At 35.1% G+C, this 15,933-nt stretch carries 12 protein-coding genes; 9 read left to right on the top strand and 3 right to left on the bottom strand.

Annotated elements, in window-relative coordinates:
• From SGJ10_15040 to SGJ10_15000, 9 genes are all read left to right on the top strand, one after another.
• The coding region (locus SGJ10_15040) for a hypothetical protein (GenBank protein ID MDZ4759439.1) at positions 1-284 on the top strand (284 nt) is incomplete at its 5' end.
• 14 nt (positions 285-298) lie between these two features.
• Positions 299-664 carry a hypothetical protein gene (locus tag SGJ10_15035; protein MDZ4759438.1) on the top strand — a complete coding sequence of 122 codons (366 nt, stop codon included), beginning with the start codon at positions 299-301 and terminating at the stop codon, positions 662-664.
• A gap of 3 nt (positions 665-667) precedes the next feature.
• Entirely contained in the window at positions 668-1,189 is a 522-nt protein-coding gene (locus SGJ10_15030; GenBank protein MDZ4759437.1) for a hypothetical protein, read from the top strand.
• A 58-nt stretch (positions 1,190-1,247) separates the two neighbouring features.
• Positions 1,248-1,778 (top strand): hypothetical protein, encoded by a 531-nt coding sequence (locus tag SGJ10_15025; protein MDZ4759436.1) that lies wholly within the window; start codon positions 1,248-1,250, stop codon positions 1,776-1,778.
• A gap of 107 nt (positions 1,779-1,885) precedes the next feature.
• The gene (gene hutH, locus SGJ10_15020; protein MDZ4759435.1) at positions 1,886-3,358 is read left to right on the top strand and encodes a histidine ammonia-lyase; all 1,473 of its coding nucleotides are present in this window, start codon (positions 1,886-1,888) and stop codon (positions 3,356-3,358) included.
• A gap of 48 nt (positions 3,359-3,406) precedes the next feature.
• Positions 3,407-4,297 (top strand): GTPase Era, encoded by an 891-nt coding sequence (gene era, locus SGJ10_15015; GenBank protein ID MDZ4759434.1) that lies wholly within the window; start codon positions 3,407-3,409, stop codon positions 4,295-4,297.
• A 282-nt stretch (positions 4,298-4,579) separates the two neighbouring features.
• Entirely contained in the window at positions 4,580-5,458 is an 879-nt protein-coding gene (locus SGJ10_15010; protein ID MDZ4759433.1) for a hypothetical protein, read from the top strand.
• 35 nt (positions 5,459-5,493) lie between these two features.
• On the top strand, positions 5,494-5,865 hold the full coding sequence (locus SGJ10_15005; GenBank protein MDZ4759432.1) for a hypothetical protein: 372 nt from the start codon (positions 5,494-5,496) through the stop codon (positions 5,863-5,865).
• Positions 5,866-5,985: 120 nt separating this feature from the next.
• Positions 5,986-6,267, top strand: coding sequence for a hypothetical protein (locus SGJ10_15000; GenBank protein ID MDZ4759431.1), 282 nt, complete (start codon positions 5,986-5,988; stop codon positions 6,265-6,267).
• A 2-nt stretch (positions 6,268-6,269) separates the two neighbouring features.
• Here the strand turns inward: SGJ10_15000 and SGJ10_14995 are convergent, their stop codons facing one another.
• The 3 genes from SGJ10_14995 to SGJ10_14985 form a co-directional block, all read right to left on the bottom strand.
• Positions 6,270-6,944, bottom strand: coding sequence for an ATP-binding protein (locus tag SGJ10_14995; protein ID MDZ4759430.1), 675 nt, complete (start codon positions 6,942-6,944; stop codon positions 6,270-6,272).
• 586 nt (positions 6,945-7,530) lie between these two features.
• Positions 7,531-8,205 (bottom strand): DUF5329 family protein, encoded by a 675-nt coding sequence (locus SGJ10_14990; GenBank protein ID MDZ4759429.1) that lies wholly within the window; start codon positions 8,203-8,205, stop codon positions 7,531-7,533.
• A gap of 3 nt (positions 8,206-8,208) precedes the next feature.
• A complete protein-coding gene (locus tag SGJ10_14985; GenBank protein MDZ4759428.1) occupies positions 8,209-15,405 on the bottom strand; it encodes a PKD domain-containing protein in 7,197 nt (2,398 codons plus the stop codon).
• Between the last annotated feature and the right edge of the window lie 528 nt (positions 15,406-15,933).

The following is a 15,933-nucleotide window of genomic DNA, read 5'->3' as shown; positions in this document are numbered from 1 at the left end:
GTATTAAGCAAGATTTTTATAAAAATAAGAATCATCCTAATAATTTAAATTTAAGTTTTTATTATGAGACAGAATTAGGGGCGTTGTCAATTGTTATTTCAAAAGGTAATAAAAATATAGAAAAAAAAATTCCAGGTATAGTAATTCAAACAAATGTAACGAGCCCTTCTATGAAACCAGAAATTGGATTAATTCAACAATGGGTGAATGAGTCGCATGAGTTTTGTAGTCAAATGTTTAAAGGTATGACAAAGGGGAAATTATATGATAGTTTTAAATCTTAAAAAATATAAAAGTTATGCAAAAGAATAATCAAAGTGAATTTTATTCGGAACCGACTTCAATATTTAGAAATGCAGCCAATTCTCATCTTAGTACTAGCGTTGGAATAATGTTGATTGGGGGGATGTCGCTTATGCCTAATAGTTATAATAAATATCCACTAGAACATGGTTTTGTGGGAAACCTTGCAAATTTCGATAATAAGTCATATACAAATTTAGCAATATTTAATACCGTTAATTCTACTTTAGAAACAAAAATACGAATCGATGAGGATGAAGATGATTTGTTAGATTTTGTTATGAAACCTATGTATGTGAAAGAATTTACAATGAAAGTAAAATCTTTCATAATAGATAAATCAATATCCTTGAATTTATAAAGTATGGTTTATCCTTGGTATGAAACTATTTCATTTTCAGATAATGTTCTTCAAGGTGATTTTGTTTTTGATTGCCCAATAATTGTCCCTCCTGAAACATTTGATGGAGAGCATGATTTACAAGTCAAAGTGCTTAATACTATTATAATGTCACAATCGTGCGATTTAGAAAATGATAAAATTGCTATTGTATTGGTTTGCCCTTATTATAACTTGAAAGATTTTTTAGAAAAGCATCCAGTCAGTAAAAATGGGGGTAAGGGGGTAAGTAAAGTAATTGATAATTTAAAAAAAGGGAATTTCCCTGGGTATCATATACTACAAAAGGAAGAAAACTATAATCTTATTGACTATATTGTAGTAGATTTTCTAAATGTTTATGGAGTAGATTTTGGATTCCTCAAAAACCATTTAAAAGATATAGAATATAGAATTAGGATTTTACCACCGTATAGGGAGCATTTGTCTCAAGCATTTGCTAGATATTTTATGAGAGTGGGGCTCCCAATAGATATTGATATGTAGGTTACCATAATATAGCTTATCTCTATATGAATTAAATAGGACATTTTTTTAATTTACCATGAAACATATATATATAATTCTGAGTTCGATTTTATTCTCTTTTAATTTGTTTGCCCAACAAAAAGATACAATTACAGTTAATTCTTCCACAAAAAAAATAACTATTGGGAAACATATTATATTGTCCACTACAACAATCGAACAGGTAAAAAAAATGCTGGGGAAGCCTGACAGAATTGAAAAGCTTGTAGGCAAAGAACGTGTATTTGTCTATGATAAATTGGGATTTTCATTTGAAATAGGAAGAGATACAACAGTGAGAACTTTAACCTCCTTTGCCATTACTTATAATTTTGATGGCGACAGAAAAGTTTCGAAGAATATATATATTGGAACTCTGATTTTGGATAAGTATCATATAACAAAAAAAACTACCGCTCAAGATATCAATACCAATACATCCCTCAAACTTGATTGCGTCGCTAATATAATGTGTGTTACCGATCCCAATGGGAAAGGTATGGGAGTAATGTTGACTTTTGTGAAAGATACAAAAGAAGTTTCTGTAATTGGGTTTCGGTTGAATTAAAATGCTATCGTGAGTGGTTTGTGGGGACGCAAACCACGGGCAGCCTAGTTTATTGGTAACCTCCGATTTGTGAATACAATATCCTTTTTTTAACGCAACTTTGCAACATGGCTACACTGTCAAATCAAAAACATTATACCATTGAAGAATTAGGCAAACTGCTTGCTGCTACTGAACCGCATGAGCTCGGTAGCGATATGATTCAAGCAATCGAGCATTGTCATCAGTTTCTGAAACAAAAAATCGCCAAGCCCGGGGCGGTGTTTTATGGCATCAATACAGGTTTTGGTTCTTTGTGCGATACGGTAATTGATAGCAATGAATTAGAACAACTGCAAATTAATTTACTTCGCTCTCATGCTTGCGGCACGGGCGATAGAGTTCCCAATGAGGTGGTGCGGGCTATGCTATTATTAAAAGTTTTGGGATTGAGCAAAGGATATTCTGGCGTTCAAAAAGAAACCGTTCAACGTTTATTAGATTTTTTCAATCAATATATATATCCCGTCGTGTATGAGCAGGGAAGTCTTGGTGCATCAGGCGATTTAGCTCCCTTGGCACATTTGTGTTTGCCATTATTGGGCGAAGGAGAAGTGGAGCAAAACGGAAAAGTGCAATCAACAAATGAATTATATAAACCTATAATACTAGGCCCCAAGGAAGGCTTGGCATTGATAAACGGGACGCAGTTTATGAGTGGCTATGGAACTATTATATTATTAAAAGCTGCTAAACTTATAGAAGCCGCCACAGCAATTTCCGCATTGAGTGCTGAAGCTTTTGCCTGCCGCTACGATGCATTCGATTCGTTGGTGCATGCTATACGCCCGCATAATGGGCAGATGCATGAAGCAAAACAATTTTTGAAATGGATTGAAGGAAGTCCTTTTGCGGCGGAAACTAAAACTCAAGTGCAAGATCCATATTCATTCCGTTGCATTCCGCAAGTGCATGGAGCCACACGCGGAGCAGTTGCACATGTACTTTCTGTGTTTGAAACAGAAGTAAATGCGGTGAGTGATAATCCGAATATTTTTGCGGATGAGGATCGTATTATATCAGGTGGCAATTTTCACGGGCAGCCTTTAGCCTTGGCATTAGATTATTTAAAAATCGCATTGCATGAATTGGGAAATATTTCAGAACGAAGAACCTATCAATTGGTGTCGGGTCAACGCGGATTGCCGTCATTCTTGGCTCCCAAGGCTGGAGTGAATTCTGGATTTATGATACCACAATATACTGCGGCAAGTATTGTAAGCAAAAACAAACAACTTTGTACACCCGCAAGTGCTGATAGCATCGTTAGTAGTAACGGCCAAGAAGACCATGTGAGCATGGGTGCCAATGCTGCCGTGCAAGCATATGAAGTAGTGAATAATTTACAACAAATACTAGCTATAGAATTGATGACTGCAGCACAAGCATTCGAGTTTCGCAGGCCAAAAAAAACTTCCGAAAAACTAGAACATATATATCATACTTTCCGCAAAGAAATTCCATATATCGAACATGATACATATATGCATCCGCTGCTAATTTCTTCAAATAACTTTATAACCAACTTCAACTTCGAATAGTTTTATTCGATTTATTATATATCATATTTCTACCAAAAAACTCACACTATGGATCCAAATAAAATATTAGCCCACTCCGGTTTTGTAAGTATTATAGGACGACCGAATGCTGGCAAATCTACGTTGCTCAATGCCTTGTTGGGCGAGCGTTTGTCTATTGTTACGCACAAAGCACAAACTACACGTCACCGTATACAAGGTATATTAAGTGGCGACGATTATCAAATTGTTTTTTCTGATACACCAGGTACTTTAAAACCTGCTCATAAACTCCACGAAAAAATGATGGGTTTTGTAAACGAAAGTTTTGCCGATGCTGATGTATTTGTATATATGATAGACTTGGATGATAAATGGGAAGATGATGAGTTTGTACAGAAGCTCAAAAAGATGGACAAGCCTGTAATAGCAGTTCTTAACAAAATGGATGTGAGTACGCCCGAAGTTGTGAATGAACGCATGGAACAAGTAAAAGAATTACTAGCACCTGCACATATATTGGCAATTTCGGTACTCAAAAAATTCAATGTAGATACGCTTTTAGATTTAATAAAATCACTACTTCCCGAAGGTCCTTATTATTATGATAAGGAACAACTCACCGACCGTAGTGAAAGATTTATTGCAGCCGAAATGATACGCGAACAAATTATGACAGCGTATCAAGAAGAGGTTCCTTATAATGTAGAAGTAGTGATAGAAAGTTTTAAAGACAACGCCAAAATATTAAAAATTGAAGCCACTATATATGTAATGCGTGATAGCCAAAAGGCTATATTAATTGGTAAAGGCGGTAGTAAATTAAAAATGATTGGAAGCCGCTCACGCCATACTATGGAGAAATTTTGGGCCAAGCAAGTTTTCCTACATACGTTTGTAAAAGTAAAAGAAAATTGGAGAAATGATGATGGGCTGTTGAAGCAGTTTGGATATGAGTGATAATTATTCTACTAAAAGATCATTATATCTAAATTATAGAGAAGAATATTCGTAGTTTATGACAAACAAACCGCATAGAATGTTTCGTAATCCACAAGAAGGTGTAACAAGATATAAACAAGTATCTAGATACTCTGGTGCTCAACAAGAAGGAGTTGAATAAAAAAAAGATTACAGTCCTAAAAGAGAAGACTTTATTCGTTCTATTAGACAGTATAGAGATGAAAAAACAAAAGAGAAGCAAATAGGAATAATTCTCTGCAAGTACCAGCCAAAGTTGATTTGATTGAAATTGTTTTCCATGATGTATTTGATTCGGATGTTTTTGAAAATCGTTATAGAGCAAATTTTGGATTGTCTCCAACACGTTATAGTATATTTAATACTGTTGGATTATTTGTAGTAATTTCTGAAGATAAATTTGATTATTTTATTCAACAACTTCAAATTTTTATTGACACTACAAATCATTCAAATCCACAGTATCATCCAGCTATAAAATATATTAAAGAATTTACATTCTATTCTTCTGAGAAAATAATCAAGTATAAAGAGCTTAAACCACATGTCATCATTGATTTCATTGACAATGTTGAGATATTTCTAAACTATATACAACCGATTGAAAGGAGGTTAAAGCAATACCTAGATGAAAACGAAATTCGAGATTTTCAAGATTTGAATAATAACAAAATTGAGTTGTTGAATATCACTGTAAATAATTTAAAGGAGATTGCTGATAACTTTGATATTCTACAATCTATTAATTCCTATGCAGCAGGTTTTGTTAAACCAGATATATTCAATTTGTCTGATAAATCTTTTGGTTTTACGATAAGCAATTCAAGTGAAGATTTACCTATTATTGGAATTATCGACACTGGTATTAGTGCTGAAACTCCCTTAAGAGATTTAATTGTAAATACCGATAATAATTTAAATCTAACTTCGACAGAAATCAATATTGATGAGGCCAATCATGGAACTGCTGTAGGGGCTTTGGCAGCTTTTGGTAAGAAATTTTATCTAAATCCTATTGGAAGTTTTGAAGCTGACGCAAAATTACTAAGTATAAAAATTTTAAACGGTTCCTCTGGTTATATTATAGAAAGTGAGGTTCTAAGATTAATTCGAGAAGCTCACCAGATTTATGGATTCTGAAAACGTATCCTGATATAAACAAAAATATGCAAACCGTGAAAGCCTTAATCTTTAATGCGGCGATGGATAGTGATATTGGAAAAGCGTTTGAAAGAGTGGAGGATATTCTTCCAAATTCAATAATAGGTCATGGAATCCCCGATGATAAAAGTTGCCTTTATTCATCTGAAAATTCTGCAACAATAATATTAGAAGATGATATTCACCCCGACAATATACAATCCTATCCTATTCAAATTCCTAAATATTTAATTGATATTGACCAAACAAGTTCATTGCTGAAAGTAAAAGCAACTTTATGTTTCAAATTCGAGCCATTAAAACATCATTATTTAGCATATAATCCTTTGCACATTTCCTTTGGTGTATTTAGAAATAAACCTTTAGAAGATTATGCTTATGATTGAAATGGAAACCTTCTCAAGAATGAAAAAGGAAAGAATATTTCGACAGGTATAAATAATATTAAAACTTCTAACTATGTTTTTTCAGAATCTTGGTCACAGGATTATTATTTCAAAGCAAAGATGTTGAGCAATACACAACGGATAAATTTCTCAATTTCAAAGAAAGTTTTGATTGAGGAAGATTGTGTTTTGAAAATAGTAGTAAATGCAAAGCTCCATAAGTTGCTTAATGCACTTGATAAAAGTAAATTGAAAGACAGAAAAATTACATTTTCTATTGTTTTTACAATAGAGGAAAATACACAAATTAAAAACAGAACGGGAAGACTATATGATGAACTAACTGCGATTAATACACTAGAATTATTGAATACAATTGAAGATATGGAAGCTGAAGCTTAGAATTATCTCGAAAAAGCTTTTTTCTCTTCAATAATTAATTCTCTCCAAACGGTCGTGCTAATTTTTGTAATGATAGGTCTTGCCTTTTTAGCTTGACTAAAAATACTTCTTTTGATTGCTGTGACGAGAGTTTTTTGAACACTGTAATATGATAGTGCTTTTGATAATTTAATTACTTCGGCGGCTCTAGTTTTATTGTCAAATACAAATTGCCCATTTCTTAAAGTCAGTTTAATAAGCTCATTAATTTGTCTAACTGTTGGTAAATCAAAATTCAAACTAAAATCAAATCGGCGGAGCAAAGCATCATCAACCATTTCCTTTTGATTGGTTGCTGCAATAACCAAACTGTTCTGCGGTAAGTAATCAAATAGTTGTAAAATAGTATTTACAACTCGTTTCATTTCTCCGTGGTCTTGTCCATAATCTCTAACTTTACCAAGAGAGTCAAATTCATCAATGAAAATTATACATTCTTCAGAAGCAGCTTTACGAAATATTTTTGCTAGGTTTTTACTTGTTTCCCCAAGTTTTGCAGATACAATTGCTCCTAAATTTACAACGACCATCATTTTTTGCAGTTCTCCTGCCAGAACATAAGAAGCCAATGTTTTACCACAGCCAGAAGGGCCATAAAGTAATACTTTATTAGCAATGGGTAAGTCATACGTGAGCAAAATATCAGCTGCTTGGTGTTCCTTTATGAAATATTCAAGTTCCTGCTTTACTCTATTGTCACAAACTAAATTTTCAAAAGAATAATCACTTGTTAATTTTTCTAGAATTAGTTCATTAACCTCTCTATCCTCAGCTCTTTGCGTATAATTGTCAGAACCAACTTTTGTCAGACCGCTAGTTTGTTGTTGACGAATTGTATCCTTTAAAATTGATTGAAGCTGTAAAGCAAAATTTATTTTTTTGCTTTACTTTGAATGTTCAATAAGCTCATTTAAAGTAGACAATAGTTTTTCTTGGTCATTTTCCAGACCGTACTTAGCTATATCTTTTATGAAGGAAAATTGACTCATTTATGAAAATAATACAATTGCAAATTAACGCTTAAATTTATAACAAAGATTTAAGCTTTTAAGGTTTAATTCCACACATCTGTGTTAGTTATGATTAAATAGGGCTTTAGCGAGCATTTAAATTAGTTTAGAAAAGTTAAGTTGCCTATCAATATTGACGAAAGCTCTGTAGTGGATATTTTTTTACTATGCATATTAAACTACATTAGTGTCATATTAATTCAATATAAAGACCCTACTTCATCCCCTCCACCAGCTCCCTCATCCATTTCTCGGCACCTACAATACTTCCGTTTGGAAGTTTTATTTGATAGGATTTTCCTGAACTTGATGATTTGCTGCCAATTTTTTCGATAAAATCATTTACGGTATGTATATCATTTTTTGCATAGTCCCATTTGCTACGCAGGTGTGATGCGGCATCGGCGGATTTATGTTCATCGCCATTACGGATGAAAATAAAATTGGAATGAGCAATTGTATATAATAGTTTTTCTATCTTTTCTTTCTCGCTCAATACGGCAACTTTTTTATTCAGTGAATCTCTGGTGATGGTGAAAATTCCATTGTCTTCATCTAATAAATGATTGATTAATTTTTTACATTCTATAATATATCCTACTCCACCAAATTCAAAAGCAAAAGTATCGCCTTCGTGGATAGATTGTTGTAATATAATTTGAGAATCTTGAAGTGTGATAATTGTTTGCTTCGCAGTGATTTCATCTATCTTTACATGCAGATTGGATCCGTAGCCTACTATATCTATACTGTGTCTTTGCACTAAAGTAATATCAATTCCCCGTGGGGGAATTTTGAGTCCGTGAGGAATGGGCACTGCTTCTATTTGTGTATCATTTTTACAGGAAAGCAGCATTATAAATGATAACAGTATAATATAGTTTTTCATATATCACCTTATCAAATGCACCTGATTAGCAGAATTATGTTTTCGTCCAAAATAGTCTTGGTATTCCATGCGGTATATATATACATCCATAGGTGAGGCCACACCTTGGTTTCTAAAAGTACCGTTCCATTGATTATTGATATCTGTTGTTTCAAATACCACCCCTCCCCATCGGTTCCATACAGTCATTTGAAAATGTATAATACCTTTGAATAACCCTTTGGGGCCAAAGGTTTCGTTGAGGTCATCATCATTGGGTGTGAAAGTATTGGGCACATAAAAAGTAAAATCGGGCATGATGAAGATACGTTTGTAGGCCGTATCATAACAACCAAAATGATTCTTCACTACCAATTGAGAATTATAAGCTCCTGTGTCTTCGTAGTGGTGGAATGGATTGGTCAAGGTCGAAGTGGTACCGTCGCCAAAATCCCACTTGCCTTGTATATATTGAAATGATAAATTGCTGAATTGAACTAAGGCCTGTAGCGAAGGTGTAGAATCGGGGAAGGCATTGATGATGGCCTTGGGAAGCGGGTATGGGAAGATAGGCGTAGAGTCAATAAATGAATTAATACAACCAAATGCTGAAACGAGTTTTAATGAAACAGTATATAGTTTCGATTTACGGAATGTATGGATAGGGCTTTGCAAAACAGAACCATAGCCATCACCAAAATCCCATGCATAAGAAACAATAGAATCGGTTGAATTATATGATTTGTCTTTGAAATTGATAGTAAGTGGTAAGCAACCACGGTAAGAGTCAATCTTATATTTAATATGTGGAATATCGTGAACCGTTATATAACTAGTATAGTCCTTTTTACAATTGGAGCTACTGGTGCAAGTTAGCTTTACCAAAAAATTTCCAGCAGTATCATATAGATGCGAGAATAAAGAAGAAAAAGTATTATAACTTATTTTTTTTCCATCACCAAAGTCCCAATCCCACTGTTTAATAGTATCTCGGGGAATAGTAGATAAGTCGCTGAATATGGTACTATCTCCCACGCAAACATCATCAGCAATAAATTTTGGTTCAGGAGAATAATTGATATATACAGAAAAATTAAATGAATCGGTACAACCAAATCCTGTTTGTGTGGCCACACTTATATTATAGATTCCACCATAATTATATATATGTCCCACACCCACATTTTTAGGCGAATATAATTTTCCAGAGTTATCACCAAAATCCCACACAAACTGCTTGAAACCGCCAGAATCAATCGTTGTTGAATCATTAAAACGCATAAGCTCAAATGCACAAGCATTGGTATTTTTGATATTGAACTTGGGCAGCGGATATATATATATTGTAATACTATTGGTATCAAAGCATCCTACAGAGTTTTGTACAATCTGTGTAATAGTATTATAACCTGAAGTAGTATATTGGTGAAAGAAAATACTTTGATCTGTCACGGTATCCATTCCATCGCCGAAACTATAGTAGCGATATCCAATAGGGTAAATTCCACTGCTACTATCGTAAATTGCAACCACGTTGTTCAAACAAGCATTGGCAGCAAAAACTTTAGCACTAGGCTTAGGGTATATAATTATATTCTTAGTAAATATATCGCTGCATCCACTATCCGAAATTATTTTGATGGTGGAAATATAATTGCCACTGTTTATATATTTATGCTTTAACAAAGTATCACTAAAATAGGATGAATCTCCATCTCCAAAATACATCAAACGAGAAACAAGCTTCCCTGTTGAAACCGTTGACTGATCTACAAATACGACCGAATCATTCACACAGTTTTGTATTTGGTAAAAACTGGCGTTAGGCTTTGGTTGTATCACAATAGTTTGCGTATCACTCCACTCGCATAATTTATTAGTGGTACATTTTAATATTACTTGGTAAGAACCAAAAACTTTATATAAATGTGAAATAGTTGTTTTGTTTGTAGAAAGTGAATCTCCATCTCCAAAGTACCAAACTCTTTTGGCTATAGTACCTACAGAAACACTCGATAAATCCACAAATACAGAAGAATCCCCAAAACAGTTATTATTGGTAGAAATTTGTACCACTGGATTTGCATGAACAATAATATTTTGTGTAATAGAATCTACACAACCATTTAATGAAGTAATATACAATTGCACTTTGTAACTTCCGCTTGCATTATAATGATGTACAGGGTTGAAAGCATTGCTGTTATTGCCATCACCGAAAGTCCAATTCACATTCCACGTCACTGTTTTTGAGGTAGTACTATCATACAAATTGATAATATCAGTTTGCTCACAACTATCGGCTATGGTATAATATATTCTAGGTTTGGGTGTTTCGTACACTATAATACTTTGTGTGGTTGAATCCTCACAACCATTGACAGACTTAAGTTTGAGCTTTACGGTATAATTTCCGTAAGTAGCATAGGTATGTGTAATCGTTTTGTTCGTATCCGTATTGCCATCACCAAAATCCCAAACACGGCTATAGTAACCATAAGCGATGGTGGAAGTATCAATAAAATTAAATTGTTGCATAGGTTCGCACTGACTTGAATCAGCAATGTAGATTTTGGGTTTGGGTACCGGGTATATCTCCACGGTATCATACTTTATATCACTACAACCACTGTCGCTGCTAAGCAAAAGGCTTACGGAGTATTTGCCTGGAGCATTGTATTTATGTGCTACAGCTATATTCGTATTCTTTGTGGTTTGGTTTCCATCGCCCCAATCCCATTTCCATTGTATAATATTTCCTCGTGGTATAAAACTGGAATCAATTAAATACAAACTATCATAAATACAAACTTGGTTGAAATTAAAAGTAGGAATAGGTTTTGGACGAATATATACATATTTGGTTAAGGTATCGCCACAACTGTAAATGGATAAGGTGTTGACTGTAATCGGATAGTAGCCCCAATTACTATAGCCATGCTTCATCTTAGAAGATGTTGAAGTATCAATACTTCCGTCGCCCCAGTTGCATACATAATATAGCAATGGGTTATTATATAACGATGATTGTATATTAACCACCACAGTATCGTCCTCACATATATTGCTCAATGTAAATTTGGTAAGCGGGTTTAAGTTTATATAAACTTTTGTAGTGGTAGAATCTTCACACAAATTCCCAGATTTCACTTTTAGTGAAACGGTATAAGTTCCTGTATCCGCATACTTATGTAAAGGGTTTTTTAGGGTATCAGAATAGCTGTCTCCGAATTTCCAGAACCATTTCAACACGCTTCCATAAGCCATATACGTTGAGTCAATAAATAACACGAAATCGTTCTTGCAGAGTTTGTCCCAAGAAATTTTGGCCACGGGTGACGAGTTTACAACAAACTGTGCAGTGGCACTGTCAGCACATCCCCAAGTAGTCTCTATATACATCTTTACAGGATAGGTATTTGGCGTGGCATACTTGTGCGTTAAATTACTCTTCGAAAAATAAGTAGTTTGATTCCCGTCGCCAAAATCAAATCGCCAGAGTGTTATACTGCCACTATCCAAAGTAGAATAATCTACAAAAGTAACGGAGTCTTTAAAACATATTCCAGGCGTTGAGAAAGTGACATTGGGTCTGGGGTTTATATATATTTTTTTCGTAAGGGTGTCTCTGCAACCTTTGGCAGAGTATGCAATCAGCGATACATTTTTATAGCCACCTTTCCAATACCCGTGTTTGATATTGCTGCTATTTGTTACCGCAGAAGTGGTGGTATCATCCCAGATCCACTGATAATTTGATATACTTCCCGATTTTATGGTACTGGCATTGGTGAATATAATACTGTCTTTTGCACAACCCGTTGTATTAGAAAACGCTGGTACAGGCACGGTATCAATCGTGATATTTTTTGTATAGGTTTGCTTACAACCATATTGAGAAATTTCAACCAATTTCACTGTTTTATTTCCAATACTATTATAATGATGTTTAACGATACTGTCATTACCATTTGAGGTACTTGCATCCCCAAAGTCCCAGTTCCTACTGATTATTTGACCATCAGCAGAGATAGAAGTGTCAGTAAATATCACACTGTCATTTAAGCAATTATTGATAGCGGTAAAACCCATGAAAGGTTTTTTATATATCTGTAGATATTGCGAAAAAGTATCATAACAATTGGTGGTATTTGTTATTTTTAGTACGACTTTATATATTCCCGAAGTGCTATAATAGTGTTTTACGGAGCTGCTATAAGTTGTATATGTAGTGGTTTGTGCATCACCCCAATCCCAAGTCCATTTGATGATATTGGTATTGTATATATTTGTCGAATCGTAGAACGAGGCAGTATCTTGGTAACACACGTTTAGTGTCGAGAACACAGGCGTAGGCAATGGGGCGATATATACATTTTTGCTTACGCTATCTGAGCAGCCCTTATCGGTATATATAATTAATTGCACAGCATAGATGCCAGTATCCTGATATAATTTTTTGAAACTACTTTTGGTAGTGAAATAAGTGATAGTATCGCCATCGCCAAAATCATAATAGCGTTTGGTAATTGAACCTGATGAAACACTAGAACTTTCCGTAAATGGTACCGAATCATTCAAGCACGAATTGGTAACCGTGAAATTTACGGTTGGTTTTGGATATATAACTATACTTTTACTTACCGAATCTTTGCAGCCCATATTGCTCTCCAAATATAATTTTACCGTATAAGTTCCAGCAGTGGTAAATGTATGCCCCACAGAACTACTTGTAAATATGCTATCCTTGCCATCGCCAAAATAAATTCTTTTATATACAATACTCCCCGAAGTAATGGTAGAGGTATCATTAAAAGTAGCAGTGAAAGGATAACATACATTTCCAAAAGTAAATCCTGGTTTTGGTTTGGGGTATATAGTTATATATTGCGATACCGTATCATAGCAAGCATTGGCATTATATACTTTCAACGAGATCAGATACACACCATTATTGGTATATGCTTTCTTAAAACTACTTACTTTGCTGGTATACGTTTTGGTCGTAGCATCGCCAAAGGTCCAATCCCACTGCGTAATTGAGCCATAGGCAATACTCGATGAATCAATAATGGTGAAACTGTCTTTTTGACAAGTATTGCTCAATACAAACTTCGGTTTTGGTTTATCATATATAATAACCGATTTGGTAAATGAATCAACACAAGTCTTATAACAATCGTTCACGATGATAGTAACCGAATAAGTGCCATAAGTGTTATATTTATGTTTGAAATTCTGATTGCCTATTTGGTTATAAAAAGTATCGCTCACAGTGCCATCACCCCACCTCACATAGGCTTTAGAACAACTATAGTTTGTTTTATATACATTGCCCAAGGTCGATGAATCAAAAAGTACGATAGTGTCAGGATAGCAAATTTGTGTTATATTAAAGTTTGCGGCAGGTGTTTCATTTACAGTAATAGTTTTTGAGATGGTTGAGTCACATAAGCTTGCCGAGGTCACCATTAATTTTACGGTATAGTTTCCAGTATTATTATAATGGTGTGTGGTATTTTTGGAAGTAGCATAAGATCCGTCGCCAAATTCCCAATAGTACTTAGTTATACTTCCGTTTGCAATACTACTTTTATCATAGAAATTTACATCCCCTTTTGAGCAGGAATTGTCGTAAGTAAAATCAGCGACGGGCAGCATAGATATTTTTACGGTATAAATCGTTGAGTCCTGCGAACTGCAATCATTCCCATTCGATTTTAACGTAACCAAGGTGGCTATAAAAGTGCCCGTATCTTGATAAATATGATAAGGATTCTGTACTGTATCCGTACCTCCATCGCCAAATGTCCATTTCCATTTTATGGGAGTATATACACAGAAACCTTTAAACGAAACACTTCGCCCTTTGCATTCTTTGGTATTACCTAATTCTATATGTTGTACCAAATTCACAATATTGGCACCTGCACTGTATCCATAGCTTTCTATATTTCCAAAGCCATAAGCTATCGCATTAAATCCGCTATCGGCAATAAGTGTATGGTTGCCACTGCTCACCGCAGTTTGCGAGTATGCATAGGTGGTATTTGCAGGGATAGTTTTCCATATCACTTTATTATTGTCCAAATAAAAATTACTGGTATCATCACTTTCCATCAATATATTTATATAATGTCCACTAATCTGATAATAAGGCGAACTGTATAAAGTTATATTGCTGAGCTGTTGTTCAATGGGCGACAATATAGTCATACTGGGGTCCCCCGTTACGTTATCGCAACTTTGCGTTCGTTGATATTGAGCCAAACAAATGGGCTGGTCTGCTATAATATATTGTGCCGAATCAATCATCCACTCATAATATTGACCTGCACTAAGCGTTTGTGTATTATAGTTATTTATGGTAACTTTTGTGCTATTCACCGATGCCAAAACTCTATATACATCACCACCAGTTCTTGTTTTCCAAGGTGCAGTTGCAAATGATTTACCCCACGCACTAACTGGATATAATTGTTGGTATAAATTATCGCCTGTGCCCGCCCCACTGCATCCCAAGGGCGTCCAGGTGCTACCTGCAAATACTGCTATACGCTTACAATTGGTGCCGCTGCTCGTTACCGATGTTATATAAGTACCCGTAAGGTCAGTATCCGATTGGTATTGGTATACTTCACCTTTGTTTAAATATATATTAAAAGTGCTGCCCTTGCTGTGGGCCGAATTTATACTTCCTGCTGTGGGTGTAATCTCTATTTCTGTACTATCATATAATCCAATAATCTGAAATTGACTTGCACTATACACGCCTGTTGTATTGTTATAACCTGTTTTCATTTGGGTAGCACCCATCACATAATACTCTCGTCCTGCAGTTTCGGTAGGCAGCACAAGTGTTGCATCCGATTTGTTTTTATAATATATATGTGAATAAACCACCACAGGATCCACGCTGGTAACATTAATTCCCTTACTCTGCGTGCATTCGGTGCAGTTCATAATGGCAAAAGTTTGTGGAATGGATATGATAGTGATGGAATTTGCACTCACAGTATAAGTGGTCGACCAACTTTTACCGGGTATAGAAACGGTGCCGCTCGTGTTCACATCCGAAGTTATATATAATGCCATTTGGCTATTGCTACCTTCATAGTGGTTGGCATAGGTCACCCAAAAGTCAGTGCCCTTATTGCTCGTAACCTGTGCATTTACCTGCGTGGCAAATAGTATAATAAATATATATAATAGTTTTTTCAAGTTATAACATGACCCTCTGCTTTGTAAGCAAAGTTACTGACAAGCAAAAGTACAATAAGGTTTAATAACGGGAATGTAAAAAAATGAGTTTTTTATTAAGTTCTCTCAGTGTTTTTGTGGGCGTGCCGCCGAAGCGGCGTCGGGCTGTACGCTGCAAGTCCTCGCTCTGCTGCGGGCTTTCCGCTGCCATCCCTCACGCAGCTACGCGGGTTTGCCTCCTCCCCTGTTTTGCAATTTGCTCTTACACTTAATGAACATTGGCATCGACCCTTCCCGCCAGTGGCTGGCTTATACTATTGTGCTTACTATAGCAGAAGGGAATGCTGAAAGGGATCCAATATCTTTAACACTATTTCTTAAACTATAATAGTTCTCTGCCTGTGGTGGATTAGTTTTTAGAATGGTAATGCCGAATTGCATCCCGAAAGCCCCGCTTAATCCCGATAATTATCGGGATGCGGGGGGTTTAGTCCCCTTTTTTAGACTATTATATATTGAGTTTTGGTATAAAATTTTATTCGTTCAAAG

This window comes from Bacteroidota bacterium, assembly GCA_034439655.1.
Lineage (GTDB): Bacteria > Bacteroidota > Bacteroidia > UKL13-3 > UKL13-3 > CANJUD01.
This window is presented reverse-complemented; position numbering and strand designations above follow the sequence as displayed.